Genomic DNA, 23,172 nt, shown 5'->3' on the forward strand with positions numbered 1-23,172 from the left:
GGCGCTGCCGGTGACGGGACGCCGCCGGACATCGTCGTCGGGCGGCGTCCACCGCCGCGCCGGAGGTGAATACCGCACGGCCGCAGCGGCTTCCGGCGGTCAGGCGGTTGCGGGCACCACTCCGGTGGCGCGCAGTTCCGCCAGCCGGTCCGCGCCGAGGCCGAGCACCTCCGCCAGCACCCCGGCGGTGTCCGCGCCGAGCGCCGGGGCGGTGGCGGAGTCGCCGTAGTCCCCGCCGTCGCGGATCGGGCTGCGAGCGGAGATCACCGGGCCGATGCCGGGCTGATCGACCTCGGTGAGAATCGGACTCGCGGTTCCGGCCTCGAAATCGGCGACCACCTCACCCATGCGGCGGTAGCGGCTCCACAGCACGCCCGCGTCGGTCAGCGCCGCCGCGGCCTCGTCGAGGGTGCGGGCGGTGAACCAGGGGCGCATCACCGCGGCGATCGTCTCGCGGTGGGCGTAGCGGTCGGCCTCGTCGGTGAAGTCGGCGTCCAGCGATTCCGCCAGTGCCGCAACGACCTTCGCCGTTCCGGTGGCCGCGCACAACGCGTGCCACTGGCGGCCGGTGAGCGCCACCACCATCACCCGGCCGCCGTCGGCGGTGCCGAAATCGGTGCCGAAGGTGCCGTACACGAAATTGCCGTGCCGCGGCCGGTCGCCGCGTTCGCGGACCTCGCTGAGCCAGCCCATGTTCGCCACGCCGGCCAGCGCCACATCGGCCAGCGCGATCCGCAGATCGGCGCCGGCGCCGCTGCGGTCGCGGCGGTGCAGGGCGGCCAGCAGCGCGGTGGTGGCGGTCGTGCCCGCCAGCAGATCCCAGGCGGGCAGGACGTGGTTGACCGGGGTGCGGTTGTCCGCCGGGCCGGTCAGATCGGTGACGCCGACCTCGGTGTTGACCGTATAGTCCACCGCCGGGCCGCCGCCGGGCATCCCGCCGATGTGCACCTTGATGACATCGGGCCGCCGGGCGGCCAGCGCCTCGTAGGAGAACCAGGGGCGGCCCACCGCGTTGTCCAGGACGATGCCCGCACCCGCGCCGGGTGCGGTGGCCAGCGCCAGCGCGAGTTCACGGCCCTCGGGGGAGCGCACATCCAGCTCCACCGACCGCTTACCCCGGTTCAGCGAGGTCCAGTACAGGCTTTCGCCGGTGTGTCGCGACACCGGCTGGCGGCGGTAGTCGGGGGCCCCGCCGAGCGGGTCGATCCGGATCACCTCGGCGCCCAGTTGCGCGAGGGTCATTCCCGCGGACGGACCCGCCACGTAACTGGCGAATTCCACGATCCGCAGACCCGCCAGGGGTGCGTCCGGACGGGCGCCGGGCTCGGTCGCCGAAATCTCTGTCGTCACCGGGCCATCGTCTCCTGCGACCGGACGGAACGGACATCCGGGTCGGCCCCGGCGGTGCCCCGGAAACGCCGGGACGCCCGATACCGTGCGCCTCCTGTGCCCCGATGCCGGAGCATCGGGCGGTGGCGGGTATCGGGCGTCGCGGCCGGGGAAATTACCTGTGATTCGGTGCGGGATCGGGCGCACTCAGCGCAGGGCCCGCCGGCCGGTGACGAGATTGACCAGGAACAGCACGATCACCGCGCCGCCGAGGCAGGTCAGGAAGCTGAAGATCAGCCCGCCGCCCTGGACGTCGACGCCGAGCAGTTTCAGCAGGAAACCACCGATCAGTCCGCCGACCACGCCGACGACGATGTTCAGGAAGATGCCCTGCTGCGCATCCGTCTTCATGATCTTGCTGCCGATCCATCCGGCCAGGCCGCCGATGATGATCCAGCCGATGATTCCGAGTCCGAGCACGATGGTCTCCTGTCGTCGTGTGCGCACCGGAACAACCGGTACAACACAGCGATAACCCGTCACGGCGATGTTAATCGCGGCATTTCCAATCTCCGCGATATCCGCCGGACGCCGTGGGCGCTCTCCGTGGTCGATGGTACGCCGTTCATGATCATCACCGCAGTCGCAGCGGTGGCCGCCGCCGCCCGGCGGTGGTATGTGTCGGCACATGACACTCCAGCTCTGGCTGATTGCCGCCGTGGCGATCGTCGGCAACCTCGCCACCGTCGCCAACGGCCTCCTCAGCGGCCGCCATGCGATGCGGCTGGCCCTGCGCACCCGCGACATCGATCGGCGCGACGCCCGGCAGCGCGAGTACGAGGAGGCATGTGTGCAGTTCCTGTCCGCCGCGCGCGTGGTGCGGTCCCCGCAGGACGGCGAAGCGGTCACCCCGGCGACGGCCCTGTCGGAGTTGCGGCGGGCGGCCACCCGGATCGAGCTCTACGGCCCGAAGGCGTCCGGGACGGCGGTGCTGACCGCGCTGGAACGCATCGAGCGCTTGCAGCAGCTGCGGGCGGGACAGTCGCGCGGCGCGGAGGTGGCGGAGGCGGAGAGCCGCTGTGACGGCGCGCTGGATGCGGCGCGCTCGGTGCTGGCGGTGGATCTCGGCGCGGCCCGGTAGCGCTTCAGCCGGGTGGCAGCAGGCATTCGGCGGCCGGCGGCAGGTCCTCGGCGAGGAAGACGGTCTGCGCCATCATGCGGTAGCCGGACATGCGTTCGCGGAACACCTCGATGGATTCCTCCGGATGCACCGAGTCGATCACGGCGTGCGGGCCGATGGCGTTGAACTGATGGCTGGTGCCGCGCGGAATCTGCATGTCGACGAACGAGTTCGGCGGGACGATCAGGTTGTAGCGGACCCGGCGCACGCCGGGCGGGGTGCCGGGCAGGTCGTCGCGGAACAGGTCGGGCCGGAACGGGGTGACGCCCTCGACGTGAGTGACTTCGAACGGGGACAGGCTGCCGACGCGGATGCGGGTGTCCGGGCCGGTCATCATGCGGACGAAGCGCAGGCCGGTGTGCAGATGCATGCGCGAGCAGAGGTCGCGCTCGGTGACGTCGTAGAAGTCCATCAGATAGCGGTCGGCGACGTAGCCGTCGAAGGGCTTCTCCAGCATGTAGACATCACCCTCCTCGAAGGTCTGCGAGCGCACCACCCCGTCGGCGTCGGCGGTGGTGGCGGCCGCGGAGGTCGTGGCGCGCCGCACGATCGCCGCGAACGCCTGCACCACCGCCAGCGCGATCTCCGCCGGGAACCGCACCACCGGCGTCACGACATTGCGTCCGGCGTCGGCGAAGTCACGAATGTCGTGGACCTCGTTCTCGTCGTCGGCCGTGTGCTTGAGGCGCGGTTCGGGCATGCGGCGAACTCCTCGGTCTGTCGATCGGTGCCGGCCGCTCAGGGGCCGACCTCGAAGGAACGCAACCACAGCTCCAACGACAGCACCAGCCACAGCTTCCCGCCCTGGCGGGGCAGCAGCGCGCCCCGGCCGTGCAACCAGCCCCGGATGGTGTCCTCCCGGAACAGCCCCCGGTCCCGCGCGGCCTGCCCGAGCAGCAGATCGTGCCCGAGATCGCGCAACGGCCCGGCGAGCCACTGCTGCACCGGAACTCGCATCCCGCTCTTGGGCCGATCGACGATGGTGGCCGGAAGCAGATCGCGTACGGCCTGTTTCAGGATCCACTTCTCGCTGGCGCCGGACAGCTTGTAGCGCGGCGGAATCCGGAACGAGTAGTCGATCACCGCCCGGTCGAACAGCGGTGAGCGGCCCTGCACCCCGGCCGCGGTGGTGATGCGCTCGACCTTGCCGAGGATGTGGTGCGCGCCCTTGGTCCGCAGATTGGCGTGCAGCAACTGGTTGAGCAGGCCGTGCATCCGGCCCGGCCACAGATACGGCGTGAAATGCTCGGCCGGCGAGGGCGTGTCGGCCAGCGCGGCCCGGACCTCGGGGCTCAGCAGCACCGGCAGGTCGGCGTGACACTTGCGATAGCTGTCCAGGTACGCCTGCGCGCGGGCCCGCGGATCCGGATCGTCGCGGGACAGTTCGAAGATCAGCATCGGCAGGTTCTTGGGCCCGCCGAACACCGGATCGCCACCCTCCCCGTTGAGCACCACGCGGGCGCCGTCGGCGGCCACCGCCTCGGCCAGCATCAGATTGGGCACGGTGAGCGGATCGCCGACCGGGCAGTCCAGCAGCCCCATGGTCTCGGCGAGCCGGGCCGCCACCGCCTCGCCCGGGACGGTCAGTACCCGGTGCCGGGTATGACAGTGCGCGGCAACCAGTCCCGAGTAGGCGAGTTCGTTCGGGGTGCTGTCACCGAAACTGATCGAATAGGTGCGCACGGGATGGTCGTGCCGCTCGGCCGCCAGCGCGGTGACCAGACTGGAGTCGATACCGCCGGACAGCAGCACGCCGACCGGTTCCCCGGCCGGCAACCGCCGGGCGGTCGCGTCCTCGAGCAGTTCGCGCAGTCCCGCGGCGAAGCCGCCGGCCGGCCCGTCCGCCGCGATCTCCTCCGGCTCCCAATAGCTTTCCTCGACCGACGAGCCGTCGGCGCGCAACCGGACGCAGCGGCCCGGCAGCACCTCGTACACATCGCGCAGCAGGGTCTCCCGGCCCGGCAGATAGGCGAAGCTCAGAAAGGATTGCACCGCGGGCAGATTCAGCCCGGTGCGCAGCTCCGGCCACCGGATGAGCGCGCGCAGCGAGGTGGCGGCGCCCCAGCCGCCGCCGGACCGGGCATGGAACAGCGTGCGCGCGCCGACATGATCACGCACCAGCAGCAATTCGCCGCCGTCGGCGATGGCGAGGGCGAACATGCCGTCGGCGGCGGCGATCCCGTCGAGCCCGAAGCGGGCGTAGCAGTGCAGCAACAGCTCCCCGTGGCTCACCTCCGACGCCGGAGCGGCGGCCCCGAGCCGGGCCCGCAACCGATCGGCGTTGAACAGCGTGACATCCCCGATCGCCACCAGATCCACCCCGCGGGTGGCACTCGCGGCCCGGAACAGCTCCGCCCGCGCCCCGGGCCCGGCCACCGTGCCCAGCCCGTACCGCCCGGTCGTGACGACCGGCTCACCACTCATCGCCCGGATCCGCTCGCCCGGATCACCCGGCCCGAGGACCGCACACCAACGAGACATCCTGCCCCTCAGCCGAAATCGCCACTGTCGTCACCGGAATCGTCGCCCCACCCGCTGTCGCCGGACCCGTCCCCGGAATCCGACTGCCGAGCGACCGCCTGCCGCCGCAACTCCTCCTCCTGCTCCAGGGTGAGCACATCCGGCGGCATCGCCATCGCGGTCAGCAGCGCACCCCCGGCCACGGCCGCCAGGATGATGCCGACCCGCCCGCCGAACGAGGACCGGTTGACGGTGAGCATGCCCCCGCCCCACAGGGTCCGGCCGTAACCGCCCTCCCGCCCGTAGACCACCCGCCCGTCGCGATAGCGGCGCTTCACCAGGTTCCGCCCCAGCGGTTCGTCGGTGCCACTGTTGCCCTGATTGTCCTGCCACGCGACCTGCCCCACCGGGGTCCGGCTGCGCCACTCCTCGCGCCCGTCGGAGTACCGCCGATGCACGGTCCCGTCGGCGAGCAGTTCATCGGTATAGGTAACTTGCCGGTGCGCCGGCATCGATCGCCCCTCTCGTACGGCCGCCGTCGCCCGCGGTAGCGGCCTGCTCGCGCGGTATTCATCGGGCAGGTGTGCAGCGACCGGATGGCGCTGCTCCCTGACGGCTCGCGGTGCTCGCCCGCCGGTGTGGTGCCGGCCGTGCCGGTGCGAGCTGTGCCGGTGCGAAGCGACCCGGCGGCGCCGCTTCGCGGTGGCTTGCGGCCCGCTCACGCGGCGGGCCAGGTCAGGAAGCCCGCGGCGCGGGCGCGCCGCCATTCACCGGCCAGTGTCCGTGGCGGCCTGCGGATGTCGCGGACGAGCCGGTGCACGGTGCGCAGCAGCGAAGCCGGCCGGACCGCCTCGACCTCGGCGAACCGGCCGCGGTCCAGCCAGGCCCGCTCCCAGGGGTCGACAGCCGCCGCCACCACCGGCCGCACGACCCCCCGCTGATGGAAGACATGCAGCCGGGCAGCCTGATTCGCCCGCAGCCCCAGCGGCACCACCCGCACGGTGTCCGGGATGCCGGCGAGTTCGGCGACCCGCGCGGGAAAGTCGTGCCCCTCGGCGCTGGCATCGTGCAGCACGTACACAGCGGACCGCTCCACCCGGCCCAGCATGGCGGCCACCCGCGGATCCAACGGCAGTTCGGCGGCACTGAGCACCGGACAGGCCGACTCCATCGGAAGTGCGTTGGCGCGCAACATCTGTGCGACCGACTCGGACTGACACACCAGCAGCCGCGGCAACCCGTAATCGAACAGATCCGGCTCCGCCGTGTGCCGGCCGGCAGGCCCGGTACGCGGCGGCCGCAGCGCCAGCAACCCCGGCACCTCCCCATGACGGCGCAACACCCGCCGAAACACCGCATAGCCCACCGGAACCGGAACCGTCAGAGCCACCCGATGCGGCAACCGATGCGCCGGCAGCGCCGCCCGGCAGAACTGGTAATAGAGCTGACGCTCGGTGAACCACAACCCGTTCGGCGCCCCCGCCCGCTCGATCGCGCTGCGCAGCAACCGATCCAGAACCCGATCCCGCATCACGTCGGCCAGGTCAGGAAGCCGACCGCGCGGGCTCGCCGCCGGTCCGGATCGATCGCCTGCTCGATACGATCGACGGCCTTGTCGACCAGCGCCAGCAGCCGAGCAGGCGGCAACGCCGCAACAGGCGACCACCACCCCCCGGCCAGCCAGTCGAATTCCTCCTGCGACAACGTGTTACGCGGCGCCGCGGCCAGCTCCTCCGGCCGCGGCGCGGGCCCCCGCAGCCGCAACGCCGCCCCCTTGCCCAGCACGGCCCGCGGCGCCAACTGATTCACCACCGGCCGCGGCGCCAGCCCGTCCCGCACCTGCTCCGCGAAACGCAACGCGGGCAGACTCGCATCGTGCAGCACGATCACCGGCACCCCCGGCGGCAACTGCTCGGCCCGCTCCGCCAGCACCAGATCGTGCCGCCGATGCACATCGTTGGCGGCAAGGCAGACCAGCACGCTGCGGTCCGGGCAGAGCAACCCGAACCGCGGCCGCGCCCCCGGCCGCGGCAGCACCCCCTGTTCACCCACCGCCCCGAACGGCGGCGACCCGTACACATCGATCCACCGCTGCGTCACCTGCCGCTGAAAGGTGTTGTAGTCCGCCGGAACCCGGATCTGCACCGAATTCACGATCCGCCCGCGCAACCCCGACAACACCACCTGAACCGCCACCACCAGCAACACGGCAAGCACGATGCCGAACACCGGCCGAATCAGATGACCAACCACAGCGAAGAAACAAAGAACAACAAACGGCACCGAAACCCAGAACCGCAGCGTGCTCACCCGCGACCGCGGATCCCGAAGCCTCGTGCGCCCAGCCGCATACCAGAGCTGCGTCGGCGTATACCGCAACCCGCGCCCATCCCCCAACTGCTCACTCAACTTCCGCACCCGAACGTCGTGCAACCCGAGCACGGTCTCCTTCGGCTCCAGCGCAAAGGCCTGCCGACATTTCGAACACCGCCGCCCAGTGCGCTCCTTGCGCAACACATTCTGATTGCAATGCGGACAGATCACAGCCCACCCACCCCGGCGCCCCCCGAGGACGTCACATCGATCTGCACAACACCGGCATACCCGATCAACCCCCACCGCGCGACCCGTACCGCCGAACCCCCGGTGTCCCCCCAACCAATTCTGCCCGCCACCCCACCCCACCCAACCCCCACCACCCCCCGAGCGCTCGGCGACCACTATCCCCCAGCACGCTGCCGAACCCTGTCCTACACCCAGGGCGGCTGCGGAACCCTGCCCTGCGCCCAGGGCGGTTGCGGAAAACGGCCAAACCTGAATGTTCTCGGCCCGTCTCGATTCTGGACTGACGGAGCGGGGGAGCGAAGCGGAGGAGCGGAGGAGGGAAGAATCGAGACTGAGGGGCCGAGAACCCGCCGGAGCGAAGCGGAGGCCAAAAATACAGCCGGTCACCACCAAGAAGGCAAACCCTCAGCAGCGACACCAGACAACCCGCCAGCCCCGTCGTCCAGCCAGGTATGTCCCCCCACCCCCCTCTGCCACACCCCGCACCGCTCTGCCACACCCCGCACCGCTCTGCCACACCCCGCACCGCTCTGCCACACCCCGCACCGCCCTGCCACACCCCGCACCGCCCCGCCACACCCCGCCCTGCCACACACCCCGCCACACCCACCCCCCACCACATCTCCAACCCCCAGGTAAGAAACGCACTCCAAAGTGCGTACTTCCCACCAGAGAGCAACTCTCCCAACGTTTCCCCATGACCAACACGAAAACCATGCGCGCAGTAATCGCCCAAGGCCACGGCGGTCCCGAAGTGCTGAAGGTCACAGAAGCCCCCATACCTCACCCAGGCCCCGGACAAGTCCTGATCCACACGACCGCCGCGACAGTGAACCCCGCAGACCTGGCCACCCGCTCCAACGCCCTGGCCGCCGCAGGCCTGATGACCCCCCGCCCGACCACCGGCCTCGGCTGGGACGTCGCAGGCACGATCGCCGCCACCGGCCCCGGCGTCACCGGATTCCCCCTGGGCCGCCCCATGATCGGACTCCACGATCGGCTGGATCGCGAACTCGGCTGCTACGCCGAGTATGTCGTACTCGACGCCAACGCCGTAGCCACCTCGGACCTGCCACCCCATTGAAGCAGCCACCCTCCCCCTGAACGGCCTCACCGTGAACCTGCTCGCCCTGGCCCCCGACGACACGCTCCTGATCACCGGCGCCGCCGGAGCCGTAGGCGGCTTCGCCGTCGAACTCGCGGTCCGCCGCGGTTGGCGAGTCGCCGCCGTGGCCGCCCCCTCCGACGAACCACTGCTACGCACCTGGGGCGCGGAATGGTTCATCGATCGCGACACCCCGGACCTGGCCGCGACGGTCCGCAACCTGATCCCCGGCGGCGCCGACGGAGCCCTGGACACTGCCGGCCTCGGCGTGCGCGCCCTGGCCGCGGTCCGCACCCGCGGCGCCTTCACCACCGTGGCAGGCGGCACAACCCCGATCCCCCTGCGCGGCATCAGTATTCACGAGCAATGGATCAGCGCAGACGGTCCCGCCTGGCCGCCCTGGCCCCCACCCGCCCGGCACTGCGCGTCGCCGGCACCCTGCCGCTGGAGCGAGCCCGCGAGGCACACGAACGCCTTGAGGCCGGTGGCCTACGCGGCCGCCTCGTCCTCGTCCCCTGACCGGACCCGGCCGAACACCCGGCGCCCGGAGTCGACGCCGCAACAGCCTCCGGATACGGCACCCCGAGCATCCCCCTTCGGGGTAGAGCCGCCTCTACCCCGAAACGGATCCCGACATGATGTCGCCCCCCGCCCCCTTCTCATAGCGTCGAATCTATCGAATCGCCACGAGCAGAAGGAGTTTCCACGATGACCGAGAAAACCGAGGCCCTGCGCCTCACCAGGTTGTCGAAGCGATACGGCGAGGTGAATCCCGTAGCAGCCCTGCGAGGCATCTCCCTGACACTGGCATCGGGCAGCTTCACCGCGATCATGGGCCCCTCCGGCTCCGGCAAGAGCACCCTCCTCCAGTGCGCCGCGGGCCTGGACGTCCCCTCGGAGGGCCAGGTCCACATCGCCGGCCTCGAACTCCCCCGGGGCGACGAACAGGCCATCACCGAATTCCGCAGAAAACACATAGGTTTCGTCTTCCAGCAGTACAACCTGATCCCGTACCTCACAGTGACCCAGAACGTCGCGCTGCCGTCCCTGTTCGCCGGCCGCGCACAGGATCGCCGCGCCTGCGCCGACCTGCTGGCGCGACTCGGCCTGACCAGCACAGCCGACCGGTTACCCTCGGAACTGTCCGGCGGACAGCAACAACGGGTCGCGATAGCCCGCGCCCTGCTCACCCGCCCCGCAGTCCTGTTCGCCGACGAACCCACCGGCGCCCTGGACACCGCGAGCGGCCGCCGGGTGCTGTCGATGCTGCGCGAGTCGGCCGACGCCTTCGGCCAGACCATCGTCATGGTCACCCACGACCCCGTGGCAGCCGCCTACGCCGACACCGTCGTCTTCCTCGCCGACGGCGTGATGGTCGGCACCATGCCCCGCACGTCGGCCGCGGCGATCGCGCAACGCATGACCGACCTCGACGACATCGCCGCCCGGACCGGGGTGTCCGCATGATCGCCGTGGCCCTCGCGTCCCTGCGCACCAGATGGGGCGCCTGTACCGCCGCATTCCTCTCGGTGTTCCTCGGCACGGGCATCGTGACGGCCTTCGCGGCCATGCTCGACACCGCCGCCGGAAACGCAGTGCCGAAGGACAGCCGCACGACGCTGATCATCGTCGCGAGTGTGGTGGGCGGCTGGGGCGCGGTCATCGTCGCCGCCTCGGTCGCCGCCGCCCTGGCCGTCACGACCCGGCAACGCGCCGCCGAACTGGCATTGCTCCGCAGTATCGGCGCGACCCCGCGCCAGGTGGTCACCCTGATCATGCGGGAGAACCAGGTGGTGGTCGCACTGGCAGTGCTGTGCGCATTGCCGGCCGGATACGGCGGCGGCTTCGCACTGCTGGCCCTGCTGCGGCACACCCACCAGGTGTCGGCCGCGGTCGGCTACCGTTTCGGCCCGGCGGCGATCGGCATCGGCGTGGGCATCGCGCTCGTGGCGTCCATGACGGCCACCCGTCTGACCGCGGCCCGCGCCGCGAAGCACACGGTACGCGACGCGCTGTTCACCGCGACGGCGGACACTCGCCGGACCGGTCGCGTCCAGACCATCGCCGGCCTGATCGTGCTCGGCCTGGGGTTGCAGTGCGCCGTGCTGACGGTCTTCGTCCTGGACGCCGGCGATGTGAACACCCTGCAATCGGTCGCCGCCGAGGGCTGCATCCTCGCCGGCATCGGATTCGCCCTGCTCGGCCCGCACCTGCTCGGCGCCGCGACCACCCTGCTCGCACCCGCGACAAGGGTGCTCGGCGGCCGGTCCGGCGAGATCGCGCTCGCCGCGATCCGGCAGCGGCTGCGCCGGGCCGCCATCCCGATGATGCCGGTCGTGGTGGCCACCAGCGTGGCGACCGGTACGCTGTACATGCAGTTGATCACGAATTCGGTTCACCCCGACATGAATTCGGATGACCGGAACGTCGAGACCCTGAATTATGTGATGGTGGGTGTGATTTCCCTGTTCGCGGCGGTCATGCTGGTCGATCTGATCGTCGTCGCCCTCACCGAGCGGCGGCGCGAGTTCGCGCAGCAGCGGCTGCTCGGCGCCACCCCACGGCAACTGCTCGGCGTCGTGGGCGTGGAGTCCGCGCTGACCCTGGTGGTCGGCCTGCTGTTCGGCACCCTCGGCGCGGCGGTGACCGTCGTGCCCTTCGGTATCCGGACCACGCACCGGCTGCTGCCGTCGGTGTCGATCGCCTGCTACCTCGGCGTGATCGCGGTCGTCGCGACGCTGACTTTCGCCACGGCGGTGCTGGTGACCCGGCGCCACACTCGCCTCGACCCGATCGCTGTCCTGCACGCGCCGGCCGTCTGATGACCATGGCCGGCAAGCGAATCGGGCGGCCGTCCCGCTGGACGGTGGCATTGGCGGCGCTCGGCACCCTGGCGGTGCTGGACGGGGTGCTGGCGCTGTGGCTGTGGACCTCCGGCGATGTCCGGTACTTCTGGCCGCGGTGGGTCTGGTTCGGCTGGGCCATCCTGATCTCGCTGGTGGTGGCGGTGCGCGACGTGATCCGCGCGCCGTCGGGTCGGCGGCGGGTGCTGATCGCGCACCGGAATCTGTACCTGTTCGTGACGGCCGTGCAGGTCACCGCGTGGGCATTGGTCGGGCGCGGTTTCTTCTGGCCCCTCTGGCCGTTCCCGATCATGACCGCGCTGCTCGTCGTGCACTGGCGGGTGGTCCGCCGGATGCCGCCGAGTCGCGAGCGGGAGCTGGCCGAGCGGGTGGACGTGCTGACCCGGACCCGGCGCGACGCGCTGGACGTGCGGGCCGCGGAGCTGGAACGCATCGAGCGGGACCTGCACGACGGCGCCCAGGCCCGGCTGGTGTCGGTGGCGATGACGCTCGGTCTCACCGAACAGCTGGTCGCCCGCGACCCCGACGCGGCGATCGCCCTCGTCACGGAGGCACGCGCGGGCGCCCTCGCGGCCCTGGACGAGTTGCGCACGGTGATGCGGGGCATCCATCCGCCGGTGCTCGGCGATCGCGGGCTGGTCGGCGCGCTGCAAGCGCTGGCGGTGGACCTGTCGGTCGCCACCACCGTCACCGCGGCGCTCCCGGCCCGTCCGCCCGCGCCGCTGGAGTCGGCGCTGTATTTCGCCGTCTCCGAATGTCTCGCCAACGTGGTCAAGCACAGTCATGCCGAGCGGGCCGGCGTGACGCTGGGTCACGACGACGGCCGGCTGTCGGTGGTGGTCGTCGACGACGGCGTCGGGGGCGCCCGCCTCGACGGCGGCACCGGGTTGCGCGGGGTGGCCCGCCGGTTGGAGGCGTTCGACGGGACGCTCGACGTGCGCAGTCCGCCGGGCGGACCGACCGAGGTGATCATGGAGTTGCCGTGCGAGTGGTGATCGCCGAGGATCTGGCCCTGCTCCGCGACGGCCTGACCCGGCTGCTGCACGCCCACGACATCGAGGTCGCGGCCGCCCTCGCGGATGTCGCGGACCTGCCCGCGGTGCTCGAGCGGGAACGACCCGACCTGGTGATCCTCGACGTGCGGATGCCGCCCACCTTCACCAACGAAGGTCTGGTGGCGGCGATCGCGGCCCGCCGCCGCCGGCCGGACCTGCCGGTCCTGGTGCTCAGCCAGTACGTCGAACAGCTCTACGCGCGCGAGCTGATGAGTTCGGGCGAGGGTGCGCTGGGCTATCTGCTCAAGGACCGGGTCGCGCACATCGACATGTTCCTGGACGCCATCCGCCGGGTCGCGGCGGGCGGTACCGTGCTCGATCCGAAGGTGGTCGCCGCGATGGTCACCCACCGGCGCAGTGCGCTGGCCCGGCTCAGCAACCGGGAACGAGAGGTGTTGTCGCTCATGGCCGAGGGCCGCAGCAACGGCGGCATCGCCGCGGCCCTGGTGCTGAGCCCGCAAGCGGTCAGCAAGCACATCAACAACATCTTCACGAAACTGGACCTCCTCGCGGACACCGACGGCAACCGCCGCGTGCTGGCCGTCCTGGAATATCTCCAGGACGATCCGGCGCCGGGGCTCAGCGCACCGGACCGGTGACCGGTTGCACGCAGCTGAACGGCGGATCGACCAGTGAGCAGGGCGTGGTCGGATGGGAGAGCGCGTAATCGCCCGGGACGCCGCCCGCGGCGATGATGTCGCGGTAGGCCGACACCGCGTCGGTGGGGTGCCGGGTGAGCGACGGATCGCTGGTCACGTCTACCGTGTAGAGGCCGAAACGTGGTGTGTAGCTGCCCCATTCGTAGTTGTCGGTGAGACTCCAGTAGTTGTAGCCGATGACGTCGAGCCCGTCGGCGCGGGCGCGCTGCAACCAGTAGGCGGTGTCGCGCAGATCGTCGGCGCGGGTCCAGCCGTCGGCGCGTGGCTTCCCGTCCTCGGTCGGCATGCCGTTCTCCACGACATACAGTGGCTTGCCGGGGAATTGGCGGGCGTAGTGCCGCAGCGCGTAGTAGATGCCCTCGGGTTGCAGGGGATCGCGCCACGGTGGATTGTTCAGCGCGGGGGAGCCCGGCGGTTCGCCGTAGTAGTAGTCGATCCCGACGTAGTCGAGCTTGTCGGCGATGCGGTTCTCGAAGGCCAGCGCCGTGAGCGTCTCGACGCCGGGCAGATACGAGGCGTTGCTGGTCACCATCGCGCCCGGCTGCCGGGCGTGGATGTAGTCGTAGATCCCGTCGTGTGCCGTGACCAGGCGGTCGTACATCATCGGGATCTGATCCTGGCGTAACTGGCCCTGGCTCACCATGAGTCGTGGATAGTCGTACGGCTCGTTGATGGTGACCCACAGCGGATCGTCGCCGGCGTAGCGGTCCACCACCGCGCGGGCCGAGGCCAGCCACTCGTCCACCATGGCCGGATCGGCCCAGCCGCCGCGGTCGGCCACCCAGCCCGGATACACCCAGTGGTCGAGGGTGATCATCGGCCGCATCCCGGCCGCCCGGATCGCGGCGATCACGTTGTCGTAGAAGGCGAAACCCTGCTCGTCCCACTCGCCGGGCCGCGGCTGGATCCGGGCCCACTCCACGCTGATCCGGTACACCTTCGCGCCGAGACCCGCTGCCAGCCCGATGTCCTCGCGATAGCGGTGATAGAAGTCCACCGAGTTGCCGACCTGGTCCGGCGCGGTCGCGGTGGTGTGCCGCAGCCAGTTGCTGTCGGGTTCGGAACCCTCGCTCTGGAATCCGGAAGACGCTACGCCCCATAGGAAATCGCCACCCAGCGGTGGCACCGGCGGACTGTCGGCGTGACCGGGGGCCGGGCCGATCGTGCACAGTGCCGCGATCGAAACCGCAAGGGCGGCGGCCCAGGTCCGGGAGTTGTGTCGTCGTCCGTTGCGAGAGTTCATCATCGAGATCCCATCCGTCGACTGCCGGGGCGCATACGCGCTCCGCGGAAGCGCGTCGGCCGAAGCGATGGTAACCCGCGCGCCTGAGCCGCCGTTCGGATCCGATCGGCCGATTTCCGCGTGCGACACGCCGCGCCGGTGGCGCAATTCGGGGGTGTGGCCGCCGCCGTCGCCGCCCGAACGGACTCACTCGAGTTTCATACGCCCGATTTCCCAGTGAGACCTAGATCACAGTTCTACCATCTGACCCATGCCAGGCCTGCGGAACGGATCAATGATGATCGAGGGCCGGATCGGGCGCGATGCCCCGGCCGGTGCGTGGCGGCTCGCCTTCCGGTGCGGGCCCGACCACCCCGTGGCCGTCGCCGTGCGCACTCCCGACCCGGGTGGTTCGCGGCTGGGCGCCCTGTTCGGCCGCCGCCACAGCCTCGGCCCCCGGCACTCGCTCACCTACGCCGACGGCGCGGTGGTGCTGGTCGAGCCGCGCGGCGGCGACGCCACGGTGCTGCGCCGCGGCACCGGCGCCCCGATCGGCACCATCCTGCACGGCACCAGCTCCACCGCGGCCGCCGCCACCGGCGGCACCCTCTGCCACTTCGTACCCCACCCCACCGTCCCACGCCGCCCCGACCTGTTCCACCTGCTGGTCCTCGACCAGTCGGGCAACGAGTTCGGCCGCATCCAGGTGATCCGCACGGTCGCCGGCTGGTCGCCACACCACGTGGACGAACTGTGGGACACCCACCTGTGGTGGGACCGCGGCGGCGAGGACCTCCCGCTGCCGATCCTCGGCACCCGCCTGGTGGTGGAGCGCCGGGTCGACCAGGACGAACTCGACGCCCTGCTCGGCGCCTGCGTCGACATGGCCCTGGGCCTGCGCCCGTACATCGCCGCGATGCGCGGCGAGGACCCCGACCCCGGCCCGTCACCCCCGCCCACCCCCGTCGGCTGCACCCACCGCGGCACCGGCGGGAAGCCGGACTGAAGCGCTGCGCCGGCGGCGTATTCGGCGGTGGCACAGTGGTTCCGGCGCGGTGCATCGGGTCCGGCGGATGCGCGGTGGCTCCCACCCAACGCACCGGGCCCGGAGCCGATGTCACACTCCGGGCCCGGCTCTCGTCTTGTCTGTGAAACCGACGCAACCGCGGCGGAGGTATCGGCGCCGACGCAGGCCGGTGCCGTGCAGACGGGAGTGAACCAATGTCGGTCGCGCACACCATCGTCACGATCCTGGCCGCGGCATGGGTCGGATTCTCGGCCGTGTCGATGCTGCTCCGGGCGAAGTGGGTCGTCGAGCCGCTGGCCGAGTACGGTGTACCGGCCTCGTGGTGGCCGTGGCTGGGTATCGCGAAGGCCGCCGGCGCCCTCGGATTGCTTGTCGGCCTGGCCGTTCCGGCCATCGGCATCGCCGCCGCGATCGGCCTGGTCCTGTACTTCCTCGGCGCGGTCGTCACCGTCCTGCGCGCTCGCGCCTACGGCCACGTCGGCTTCCCCCTGCTGTATCTGGTGCCGGTGGTGGTCGCGGCGGCACTGGGCGCGGCCGCCTGAGCGTCCGGCGGTCCCCGTCCGGGGGATGACCGCCCGCCCGGCGCTTCACGAAATCCTCACTCGGGCCCTGTCAGGGTGGGGGCATGTCGGAGGAACGGGCGGTCATCGCGCAGATATTGCGGCGCACCACGTTCGGGCCGCGGCCCGGTGGGGTCGAGCCGATGCTCGGGCTGGGGGCGGAGGGGGTGGTGACGGCGGTGCTGGCGGCGCCGCCGGTGAGCCCGGGCGTGCCGCGGTTCGACGAGGAGTCGGACGACGACGCCGCCGGGCCGCTGGCGGTGTGGTTGCAGGCGATGCGGCATCCGGCGGCGGGGGTGCACGAGAAGCTGGTCTGGTTCTGGCATGCGCATCTCACGTCCAGTCACGAGAAGGTCGATTCCTGGTCGTTGATGTGGGATCAGCATCTGTTGTTGCGGCGGCACGCGCTCGGGAACTTCCGGGAACTGCTCGACGCGGTCACCGTCGATGCCGCGATGTTGCGGTATCTGGACGGGGACGGGTCGGATACCGCTGCGCCCAACGAGAATTACGGGCGGGAGTTGATGGAGCTGTTCGCGCTGGGCCGTGGGGCCTACACCCAGGCCGATGTGCGGGCGGCGGCCACGGCGCTGGCGGGGTGGAGTGTCGGCGAGGATCTGCGGGTGCGCTTCGATCGGGGGTCCGCGCCGGATCGGCCGGTCACGCTGCTCGGACGGCCGGTGTCGGGGGCGCGGGACGTGGTCGACGCGATCTGTGATCATCCCGCGTGCGCTCGGTTCGTGGCCGGATCGCTGTATCGGTTCTTCGTCGGCGCCGAGCCCGCGCCCGAGCGGCTGGACGCATTGGCGCAGGTGTTCCGGGCCGCGAATCTCGAGATCTCCGTGCTGGTTTCGGCGATCCTGCACGACGACTCGTTCCCGGCCGGCGCCCGGCCGCGCTATCCGATCGAATGGGTGGTGGCGGCGTTGTCGGCGTGCGGAATCGATGATGCGGCAACGGCATACGACGCCCTGACGGCGCTGGGGCAGGTGCCGTTCGCGCCGCCGAGCGTCGCCGGGTGGCCGGCCGGTACGCAATGGCTGGCCCCGAGTTGTGCGGTGGCCCGGTCGGCGCTGGCCGTGCAGGCCCCGGCGTTACCCGAGATCGCGGGCGCCGCGGATCCCGTCGCCGCCGCCTTCGCCCGGGCCGGGCTCTATCAGGTCTCCGCGACCACCGCGGACGCCGCGCGGGAACTCCACGACCAGTTGCGCGGCCGGGAGCCGCTGCAACGGTCGGCCGTGCTGCTCGGCGCGGTATTGGCTGCACCGGAATTCGCGCTGGCATGAGGACCCGACGGCCCTGATACCCGACGCTCGGCCACCCTTCGTGGCCGGGCGAGGGCCGGGCGGGTGCGTTCATGACCGCATCCGGCGATGCGGAGCGCGATCCACACCACGGCCGCTACCCCCCTCGGCGGCCGAGCGGGCACCGGATTCCGGCGGTGCCCGCTACCCGGGGCGACCCGGGGGGACCCGGGGGGACACGATATGGAAGACAGGGAACACGAAGATGGAACGGACCACCGTCGGACGGCGGAAGGTGTTGCAGGCCGGTGGGGCCACCGGATTGCTGGTCGCCACCGGCGTTTTCGGCGCGTGCGCGCGCAAGGGCTGGTTGCGGCCGCCGATCCTGCGGCCGGGGCCGGTGCATCAGCGACGGCTGGTGATGATCGAAATGGCCGGTGGCTGTGACGGTTTGTCGATGGTGGCGCCGACCGGGGACCCGAATTATCGGCGGCTGCGCCCCACCACCGCGATCCCCGCCGCCGGGACGCATCCCCTCGACGAGCACTGGGGGTATCACCCCGCGTTGGCGCAGCTGGCGCGGCAGGGTGCGACGGTGGTCGCGGGCGTCGGTGTCGCCACCCCCGACCTGTCGCATTTCGAGATGATGTACCGCTGGCAGAGCGGCGATCCCGACGGCCGGGCGCGGCCGGACACCGGGTTCCTCGGCCGGCTCTGCGATGTGCTCGGCGAGCCGGGCACCCCCGCGGTCGGCGTCTCGCTGGGGCTCGGCGCGACCCCGGCGCTGGCGAGCAAGCGGGTGACGACGCTGTCGGTGGATGCCGGAAACGAAGGCCGGTTCCCGGCTTTCGACGACGACGGGATCGACGCCGCCTGGCTGGCCGCCCAGCGGGCGATGGCGCATCCGGACCGCGCCGACTCCCCGCTGCTGGCCACGGCGCGCGCCGGAACCGCCACGGCACTGCGCTTCTCCGACGCGGTCGCGACGCTGCCACCGGCCGCCGACGGCTATCCGGACTCCGGGCTCGCGGCCCAATTGCGGGTGGCCGCACGGCTGCTCGCGGACGAGAACCTGGGCCTGCGGATCGTGCACGTGCCCATGGACGCCGATTTCGACACCCACACCGGCCATCCCGATCGCTTCACCGCGTTGATGACCGAATTCGATGCCGCCGTGGCCGCGTTCCGCGCCGATCTGGCCGGGCGCGGCCTGGCCGATCGGGTGCTGATCGCCGCGCACAGCGAATTCGGCCGCCGGGTACCGGAGAACGACGGATCCGGCCTGGACCACGGCGCCGCCGGGACCGCGCTGCTGATCGGCCCGACCGTCCCGGGCCTGGCCGGCGAACCGCCGTCGCTGCGCCGCCTGGACGCCGACGGCAATGTCGTCGCCACCGTGCCGATGGCCGAATTCCATGCCACGCTGGCCGATACCTGGTTCGGGGTGCCCGCCTCGGAGGTGCTGGCCGGATCCCCACGGCCGATTCCCGGTGTGCTGCCTGTGCTGAAATGAGTGGGATGCGAATTCTGGTGTGCGAGGACGATCCCGAGCTGTGCGACGAGGTGGCGGCCGGGTTGCGCGGCGCGGGATTCGCCGTGGACGTGGCGCCCGATCTGGCCGCCGCCGACCTGAAAACCGCTGTCAACGAATACGACTGCCTGGTGGTCGACCGCGGGCTGCCCGACGGTGACGGCCTCGACCTGATCCGCGCGCACCGCGAGGCCGGCGGCCGCACGCCGGTGCTGATCCTCACCGCCCGCGACACTCTCGCCGACCGGCTCGACGGATTCGCCGACGGCGCGGACGATTATCTGGTCAAGCCGTTCGCCCTGGACGAGCTCACCGCGCGGGTGCGGGCGCTGTGCCGCCGCCGGGAACGGCCCGCCGCCGCCCATACCCGGGTGCGTGATCTGGTGGTGGACCGGTCGCGCCGGCGTGTGCAGCGCGCCGGTGTGCTGCTGACGTTGACCCCCAAGGAGTTCGGGGTGCTGGAGGTGCTGGCGGAGCGCGCGGGTGTGGTGGTGTCGCGCAGCGAACTGATCGAATGTTGCTGGGACGAAATGGCCGAACCCGCCTCCAACGTGGTCGACGCGGTGATCATGCAACTGCGCCGCAAGCTCGGCGCCCCGCCGCTGATCGAGACCGTGCGCGGCGCCGGTTTCACGATCACGCCGTGAGCCCCGCCCGCCCGCGCCGCGCGCGCCGGCAGCGCCCGGACCCGCGTCCGGCCGTCGCCCGCCTGCGCAGAGCGCGCCGGGTGCTGACCGCACTGTTCACCGCGATCACGGCGATCTGCCTGATCGCTCTGGGCGCGTTCGCCGTCACCGTGGACGCGCACTCCCGGCAGCGCGCCCTCGACGACCGCATCGACCGCTACGCCGGTGGCCTGGCCCGCGAGGTGTCCTGGACCGACGACGGCAGCGTCGACGTCGGGGGTCTGCGCGACGACGATCTGACCCAGGACACCGTCGCGATCGTGGTGCTGGCCCGCGATCGGAACCAGCCCTGGCGTGAGGTTTTCGCACATCGCCGGGCCGGGCTGCCCACGGCGGGCGCGCTGGTCACCGTCGCCGACGACATCGCCGACAGCGGCGATCCGAGCATCCGGACCATGCCCGACAGCACCGGTCGCCCGGCCCGGCTGATGGCCGTGCCGGTGTGGCCCGGCGACGATTCCTTCGTCGGCGCGGTCGTCCTCGCCGCGGCCGATCCGGCTCCCGCCGCGCACGAACACCGGAATCTGGTGCTGGCCTTGGAGATCGGCTGCGCCGCCCTGGTGGTGCTGGCCGCGGCCGCCGGGCACGCGCTGTCCGGTGTCAGCATGCGGTCGGCGCTGCGCCTGCTCGACGAACAGGAACGCTTCCTCGCCGACGCGGCGCACGAACTGCGCACCCCGCTGGCGGCCCTGCGCCTGCGCACCGACGCCGGACTGCGCGATTGCGGCGGCGAACGCGTCGCCCTGACCGACGTCCGCCGCCTCACCGACCGGATGGCTCGCCTCGTCGCCGGCCTGCTCGCTCGCGCTCGCACCGAAACCGGTGTGGCGGAACCGGAACGGCTGCCGTTGCGGCTTGATCAGTTGGTGGAGGGCGTGATCGAGGATTTCGCCCCGGCCCACCTCCGGTTGACCGCGGAACCGGCCGTCGTCGAGGCGGATCCGGAACTCCTGGCCCTGGCCGTCCGCAACCTGGTGGACAACGCCCTGGTCCACGGTGGCGGCGGACCGGTCGAGGTAGCGGTGACGCCCTCGACGGGCAGCTCATCGCACACGACCGAGGAGCCCGGCGCCGCAGGCGCGCCGGACGCGCGGGACCTCTGGTCCGTGGCGGGGGAGCAGACCGTGCCGAAAGCCGGAGTGATGGTGGTGACCGGGGGCCGGGTGACGGTGCGCGATTTCGGGCCGGGACTCGATCCGGCGCTCACCGACCCCTTCGATCGCGGCGCGACCGCCTCCCGGCGCGGCCACGGCATCGGCCTGTCCATCGTGCGCTGGGTGGCCGGAATCCACGACGGCACCGCCACTCTGGAGCCCGCACCGGATCGCGGCACGATCGCGACGATCACCATCGGATTGCCGGGCCGCACACCACGACGGCGGTGACGGAACCGATCACGCCGTCCTGCCCGGCCGGTACGGCGTGATCGATGGCGCCCCCGACGATCAGCCGACGAGTCCGGCTGCGGGTTGCGGCGCGACCACCGGATCGCCCGGCCGATACGCGGTGCGCAGCACCAGGTACACCACCACCCCGACGGCGGAGAAGAAGATCGTCACGACGAGGATGGGCGACACCAGGATCGGCGGGATGCCACGCTGACGGCTGTCCAGGTACAGCCAGCGCCCGAGGAACAGGTCGAAGCCCACCAGATGCGCCCAGATCGCTGCCGCGGCCGGGGCGGTGGCGAGCAAGGCTTGCAGCGCAACCAGATTCGGGCGGGTCATCACCGGGAAGAACGCGCCGACATGCGGTGTCATCAGCATCAGGTAGATCACCAGCGGCGGCAGGCAGATCAGCGGTGAGGCGACCAGTCCGGCGGTGCGCCTCCAGGTCGGCGCGACGATCATCACCGCCCAGAACGGCGCCGCGAACCAGAACGACACGGTGAACAACGTGTGCGTCATCGCGAAACCTCCTCCGTCATCGCGAATTTCCCGGCCTCATCGCGGAAGTCCCTGCATTCATCGCGAAACCTCCAGCGCCACAGCGGTACCGGCAGTCGATCGCCGCCCGCGCAGTGCCAGGACGGCTGCGGCCGCGGCGACCACCGCCACCAGCAGCCCCGCCACCAGCGTCCACCGATCGGGCCGCACGATCGACTGCCCGCGCATCGCCTGCCAGGTCAGCAGGGCCAGCACCGCCGCGTAGCTCGTCCCGGCCACGGTGACCAGCCGGGCCCGTACCGCCACCGATCGCAACGTCGGCACCTGAGCCGCCGCCAGTTCCAGCGCCGCCAGCGTCAGCGGAACCAGTTGCAGCGCATGGATTCCCGCGAAGTGCGGGATGCGCAGATCGCCGTGGGCGGTACTCCAGCCCAGGAACGGCAGGCCGGGGCCGCCGTCCGGCGCGCCGACGGTGTGCGCCCCGCCGATCGACCGCGGCCGCGGCGCTCCGCGCGCGGGCAGGAACATCAGGAACCCCACCGCCATCCCGGTCAGCGACAACGCCGTACCCCAGCGCACCGCGGCCGCGCGGGCCGGATCCGCCGCCGGTGCGGCCACCACCGCGAGCGAGGCCACCAGGGTCGCCACCCACACCACGACGATCGAGAAACCCATGATGTCGAACAGGATTCGGTCGAACGGGGTGGTGTTGTTGAAATGACTGGTGGTGCCCCGCACGATCTGGGTCACGATGATCACCATCTCCACCGCCAGCGCCCCGGCCGCGATGGTGCCCGCCCACCACGCGGACCGGGGCCGGCGGATCGGACCGGCCAGCAACCACACCCAGGTGACGGCGTAGATCGCCACGGACAGTGCGAATTTCACGGACTTGTCCCAGATCGGCAGGCCGGTCAGCATCCGATGGTCGACCACCGTGCCGATCAGGGAGACGATCACGAGCCCGGCCATCGCGGCGGCGAGCCACAGCAGCGGACGATGGCGGCGCCACCCGCGCGGGCGGCCGGGGTCGGGGAAGGGGGAATCGGTCATGGTGCACCTGCTTCCGAGCAAGGCTGTGACGGAATTTGTTACCAGAACTATCGATAGTAGAACTATCGATAGCTGAGTGTCGTACACTGGCGGCACCCTGTCAACCGTCGTGGAGGTCGCTTGCGCATCGCGGAACTCAGTCGCACCACCGGCGTTTCGACCGCGACGATCAAGTACTACGTCCGCGAGGGCCTGCTCCCGCCCGGTGAGCGCACCCACGCCAACCAGGTCGACTACGGCCCCGCCCATGCCCGCCGGTTGCGCCTGGTCCGGGCGCTGATCGAGATCGGTGGCCTGTCGATCACCGACGCGGCCCGGGTGCTCGAGGTGCTCGACGAGGGCGAGCATTCCACCTGGGAATCGGTGGGCAAGGCGCAGTACACCCTGGACCGCCGCCGCGCCGTCACCCCCGGTGACGACCCGGCCGCGCGGGCCGCCGTCGAGGCCCTGCTGGCCCGGCGCGGCTGGCGGGTGCAGGCCGACAGCCCGGCTCGCGACACCCTGATCGAGGTGTGCGCGACGCTGCACCGGCTGGGCCACGACGATTTCGTGGCGGCGCTGGACGGCTATGCCGACGCGGTGGAGCGTATCGCCGCCGTCGACGTCGCCGTGGTCGCTCGGCAGCCGAGCCTGGAGCAGACCGTCGAATCCGTCATCGTCGGAACGGTTCTCGGTGACACCCTGCTCGCCGCGCTGCGCCGCCTCGCGCAGGAGCATCTGTCCCGGGACGCGCTGGCCTGATCCGG

24 protein-coding genes and 1 pseudogene are annotated in these 23,172 nt (G+C 71.4%); 15 read left to right on the forward strand and 10 right to left on the reverse strand.

The genetic code is table 11. The features are described from left to right. Positions 1 to 99: 99 nt before the first annotated feature. Positions 100 to 1,350 carry a CoA transferase gene (locus LBW94_RS17505; protein WP_225057565.1) on the reverse strand — a complete coding sequence of 417 codons (1,251 nt, stop codon included), beginning with the start codon at positions 1,348 to 1,350 and terminating at the stop codon, positions 100 to 102. Positions 1,351 to 1,536: 186 nt separating this feature from the next. Then, complete coding sequence (locus LBW94_RS17510) at positions 1,537 to 1,809, reverse strand: GlsB/YeaQ/YmgE family stress response membrane protein (protein ID WP_225057564.1); 273 nt, start codon at positions 1,807 to 1,809, stop codon at positions 1,537 to 1,539. Positions 1,810 to 2,017: 208 nt separating this feature from the next. Between LBW94_RS17510 and LBW94_RS17515 the strand changes: the two genes are divergently transcribed. After that, a complete protein-coding gene (locus tag LBW94_RS17515; protein ID WP_225057563.1) occupies positions 2,018 to 2,470 on the forward strand; it encodes a hypothetical protein in 453 nt (150 codons plus the stop codon). 4 nt (positions 2,471 to 2,474) lie between these two features. Here LBW94_RS17515 and LBW94_RS17520 read toward each other — a convergent pair whose 3' ends face one another. The 5 genes from LBW94_RS17520 to LBW94_RS17540 form a co-directional block, all read right to left on the reverse strand. Continuing rightward, positions 2,475 to 3,209 (reverse strand): hypothetical protein, encoded by a 735-nt coding sequence (locus LBW94_RS17520; protein WP_225057562.1) that lies wholly within the window; start codon positions 3,207 to 3,209, stop codon positions 2,475 to 2,477. A gap of 38 nt (positions 3,210 to 3,247) precedes the next feature. Beyond that, positions 3,248 to 4,933, reverse strand: coding sequence for an asparagine synthetase B family protein (locus LBW94_RS17525; protein WP_225057561.1), 1,686 nt, complete (start codon positions 4,931 to 4,933; stop codon positions 3,248 to 3,250). Positions 4,934 to 4,998: 65 nt separating this feature from the next. After that, the gene (locus LBW94_RS17530) at positions 4,999 to 5,481 is read right to left on the reverse strand and encodes a hypothetical protein (RefSeq protein ID WP_225057560.1); all 483 of its coding nucleotides are present in this window, start codon (positions 5,479 to 5,481) and stop codon (positions 4,999 to 5,001) included. A gap of 206 nt (positions 5,482 to 5,687) precedes the next feature. Further along, the gene (locus tag LBW94_RS17535) at positions 5,688 to 6,500 is read right to left on the reverse strand and encodes a hypothetical protein (RefSeq protein WP_225057559.1); all 813 of its coding nucleotides are present in this window, start codon (positions 6,498 to 6,500) and stop codon (positions 5,688 to 5,690) included. Beyond that, positions 6,500 to 7,198 (reverse strand): hypothetical protein, encoded by a 699-nt coding sequence (locus LBW94_RS17540; RefSeq protein ID WP_225057558.1) that lies wholly within the window; start codon positions 7,196 to 7,198, stop codon positions 6,500 to 6,502. The genes LBW94_RS17535 and LBW94_RS17540 overlap by 1 nt, the downstream gene beginning before the upstream one ends. Positions 7,199 to 8,231: 1,033 nt before the next feature. Here LBW94_RS17540 and LBW94_RS17545 point away from each other — a divergent pair. The 7 genes and pseudogenes from LBW94_RS17545 to LBW94_RS17575 all read left to right on the forward strand — a co-directional run bounded on the left by LBW94_RS17545 (position 8,232) and on the right by LBW94_RS17575 (position 13,157). Beyond that, positions 8,232 to 8,618, forward strand: coding sequence for an alcohol dehydrogenase catalytic domain-containing protein (locus LBW94_RS17545; protein ID WP_225057557.1), 387 nt, complete (start codon positions 8,232 to 8,234; stop codon positions 8,616 to 8,618). 145 nt (positions 8,619 to 8,763) lie between these two features. Continuing rightward, positions 8,764 to 8,922: pseudogene (locus LBW94_RS17550) on the forward strand (NADP-dependent oxidoreductase); the annotation flags it as partial. A gap of 83 nt (positions 8,923 to 9,005) precedes the next feature. Further along, positions 9,006 to 9,158 carry a hypothetical protein gene (locus tag LBW94_RS17555; protein WP_225057695.1) on the forward strand — a complete coding sequence of 51 codons (153 nt, stop codon included), beginning with the start codon at positions 9,006 to 9,008 and terminating at the stop codon, positions 9,156 to 9,158. Positions 9,159 to 9,347: 189 nt separating this feature from the next. Beyond that, positions 9,348 to 10,106, forward strand: a complete 759-nt coding sequence (locus LBW94_RS17560) for an ABC transporter ATP-binding protein (RefSeq protein ID WP_225057556.1) — start codon at positions 9,348 to 9,350, stop codon at positions 10,104 to 10,106. After that, positions 10,103 to 11,461, forward strand: a complete 1,359-nt coding sequence (locus LBW94_RS17565) for an ABC transporter permease (protein ID WP_225057555.1) — start codon at positions 10,103 to 10,105, stop codon at positions 11,459 to 11,461. Before LBW94_RS17560 ends, LBW94_RS17565 begins: the two co-directional genes overlap by 4 nt. Before the next feature lie 5 nt (positions 11,462 to 11,466). After that, positions 11,467 to 12,498 (forward strand): sensor histidine kinase, encoded by a 1,032-nt coding sequence (locus LBW94_RS17570; RefSeq protein WP_225057554.1) that lies wholly within the window; start codon positions 11,467 to 11,469, stop codon positions 12,496 to 12,498. Beyond that, positions 12,486 to 13,157: a LuxR C-terminal-related transcriptional regulator gene (locus LBW94_RS17575; protein ID WP_225057553.1), complete on the forward strand. Its 672-nt coding sequence runs from the start codon at positions 12,486 to 12,488 to the stop codon at positions 13,155 to 13,157. The genes LBW94_RS17570 and LBW94_RS17575 overlap by 13 nt, the downstream gene beginning before the upstream one ends. Here LBW94_RS17575 and LBW94_RS17580 read toward each other — a convergent pair. Next, positions 13,138 to 14,463, reverse strand: coding sequence for a glycoside hydrolase family 1 protein (locus tag LBW94_RS17580; RefSeq protein ID WP_225057552.1), 1,326 nt, complete (start codon positions 14,461 to 14,463; stop codon positions 13,138 to 13,140). The genes LBW94_RS17575 and LBW94_RS17580 overlap by 20 nt on opposite strands. Positions 14,464 to 14,710: 247 nt before the next feature. Between LBW94_RS17580 and LBW94_RS17585 the strand changes: the two genes are divergently transcribed. From LBW94_RS17585 to LBW94_RS17610, 6 genes are all read left to right on the forward strand, one after another. Then, positions 14,711 to 15,445, forward strand: a complete 735-nt coding sequence (locus LBW94_RS17585; protein WP_225057694.1) for a hypothetical protein — start codon at positions 14,711 to 14,713, stop codon at positions 15,443 to 15,445. A gap of 215 nt (positions 15,446 to 15,660) precedes the next feature. Next, the gene (locus tag LBW94_RS17590) at positions 15,661 to 16,008 is read left to right on the forward strand and encodes a DoxX family protein (RefSeq protein WP_225057551.1); all 348 of its coding nucleotides are present in this window, start codon (positions 15,661 to 15,663) and stop codon (positions 16,006 to 16,008) included. 83 nt (positions 16,009 to 16,091) lie between these two features. Then, positions 16,092 to 17,312, forward strand: coding sequence for a DUF1800 domain-containing protein (locus tag LBW94_RS17595; protein ID WP_225057550.1), 1,221 nt, complete (start codon positions 16,092 to 16,094; stop codon positions 17,310 to 17,312). Between the two features lie 223 nt (positions 17,313 to 17,535). Then, positions 17,536 to 18,783, forward strand: a complete 1,248-nt coding sequence (locus LBW94_RS17600; protein ID WP_225057549.1) for a DUF1501 domain-containing protein — start codon at positions 17,536 to 17,538, stop codon at positions 18,781 to 18,783. Between the two features lie 5 nt (positions 18,784 to 18,788). Next, complete coding sequence (locus LBW94_RS17605; RefSeq protein WP_225057548.1) at positions 18,789 to 19,448, forward strand: response regulator transcription factor; 660 nt, start codon at positions 18,789 to 18,791, stop codon at positions 19,446 to 19,448. Further along, a complete protein-coding gene (locus LBW94_RS17610; protein ID WP_225057547.1) occupies positions 19,445 to 20,872 on the forward strand; it encodes a sensor histidine kinase in 1,428 nt (475 codons plus the stop codon). Before LBW94_RS17605 ends, LBW94_RS17610 begins: the two co-directional genes overlap by 4 nt. A 60-nt stretch (positions 20,873 to 20,932) precedes the next feature. Here the strand turns inward: LBW94_RS17610 and LBW94_RS17615 are convergent, their stop codons facing one another. Both LBW94_RS17615 and LBW94_RS17620 read right to left on the reverse strand, forming a co-directional pair. Then, positions 20,933 to 21,394 carry an ABA4-like family protein gene (locus LBW94_RS17615; protein WP_225057546.1) on the reverse strand — a complete coding sequence of 154 codons (462 nt, stop codon included), beginning with the start codon at positions 21,392 to 21,394 and terminating at the stop codon, positions 20,933 to 20,935. 57 nt (positions 21,395 to 21,451) lie between these two features. Beyond that, positions 21,452 to 22,426, reverse strand: a complete 975-nt coding sequence (locus tag LBW94_RS17620; protein WP_225057545.1) for a hypothetical protein — start codon at positions 22,424 to 22,426, stop codon at positions 21,452 to 21,454. 120 nt (positions 22,427 to 22,546) lie between these two features. Here LBW94_RS17620 and LBW94_RS17625 point away from each other — a divergent pair, with 120 nt between their 5' ends. Further along, positions 22,547 to 23,167, forward strand: coding sequence for a MerR family transcriptional regulator (locus LBW94_RS17625; RefSeq protein ID WP_225057544.1), 621 nt, complete (start codon positions 22,547 to 22,549; stop codon positions 23,165 to 23,167). Positions 23,168 to 23,172: the final 5 nt, after the last annotated feature.

This window comes from Nocardia sp. alder85J (assembly GCF_020176955.2).
Classification (GTDB): Bacteria; Actinomycetota; Actinomycetes; order Mycobacteriales; family Mycobacteriaceae; genus Nocardia.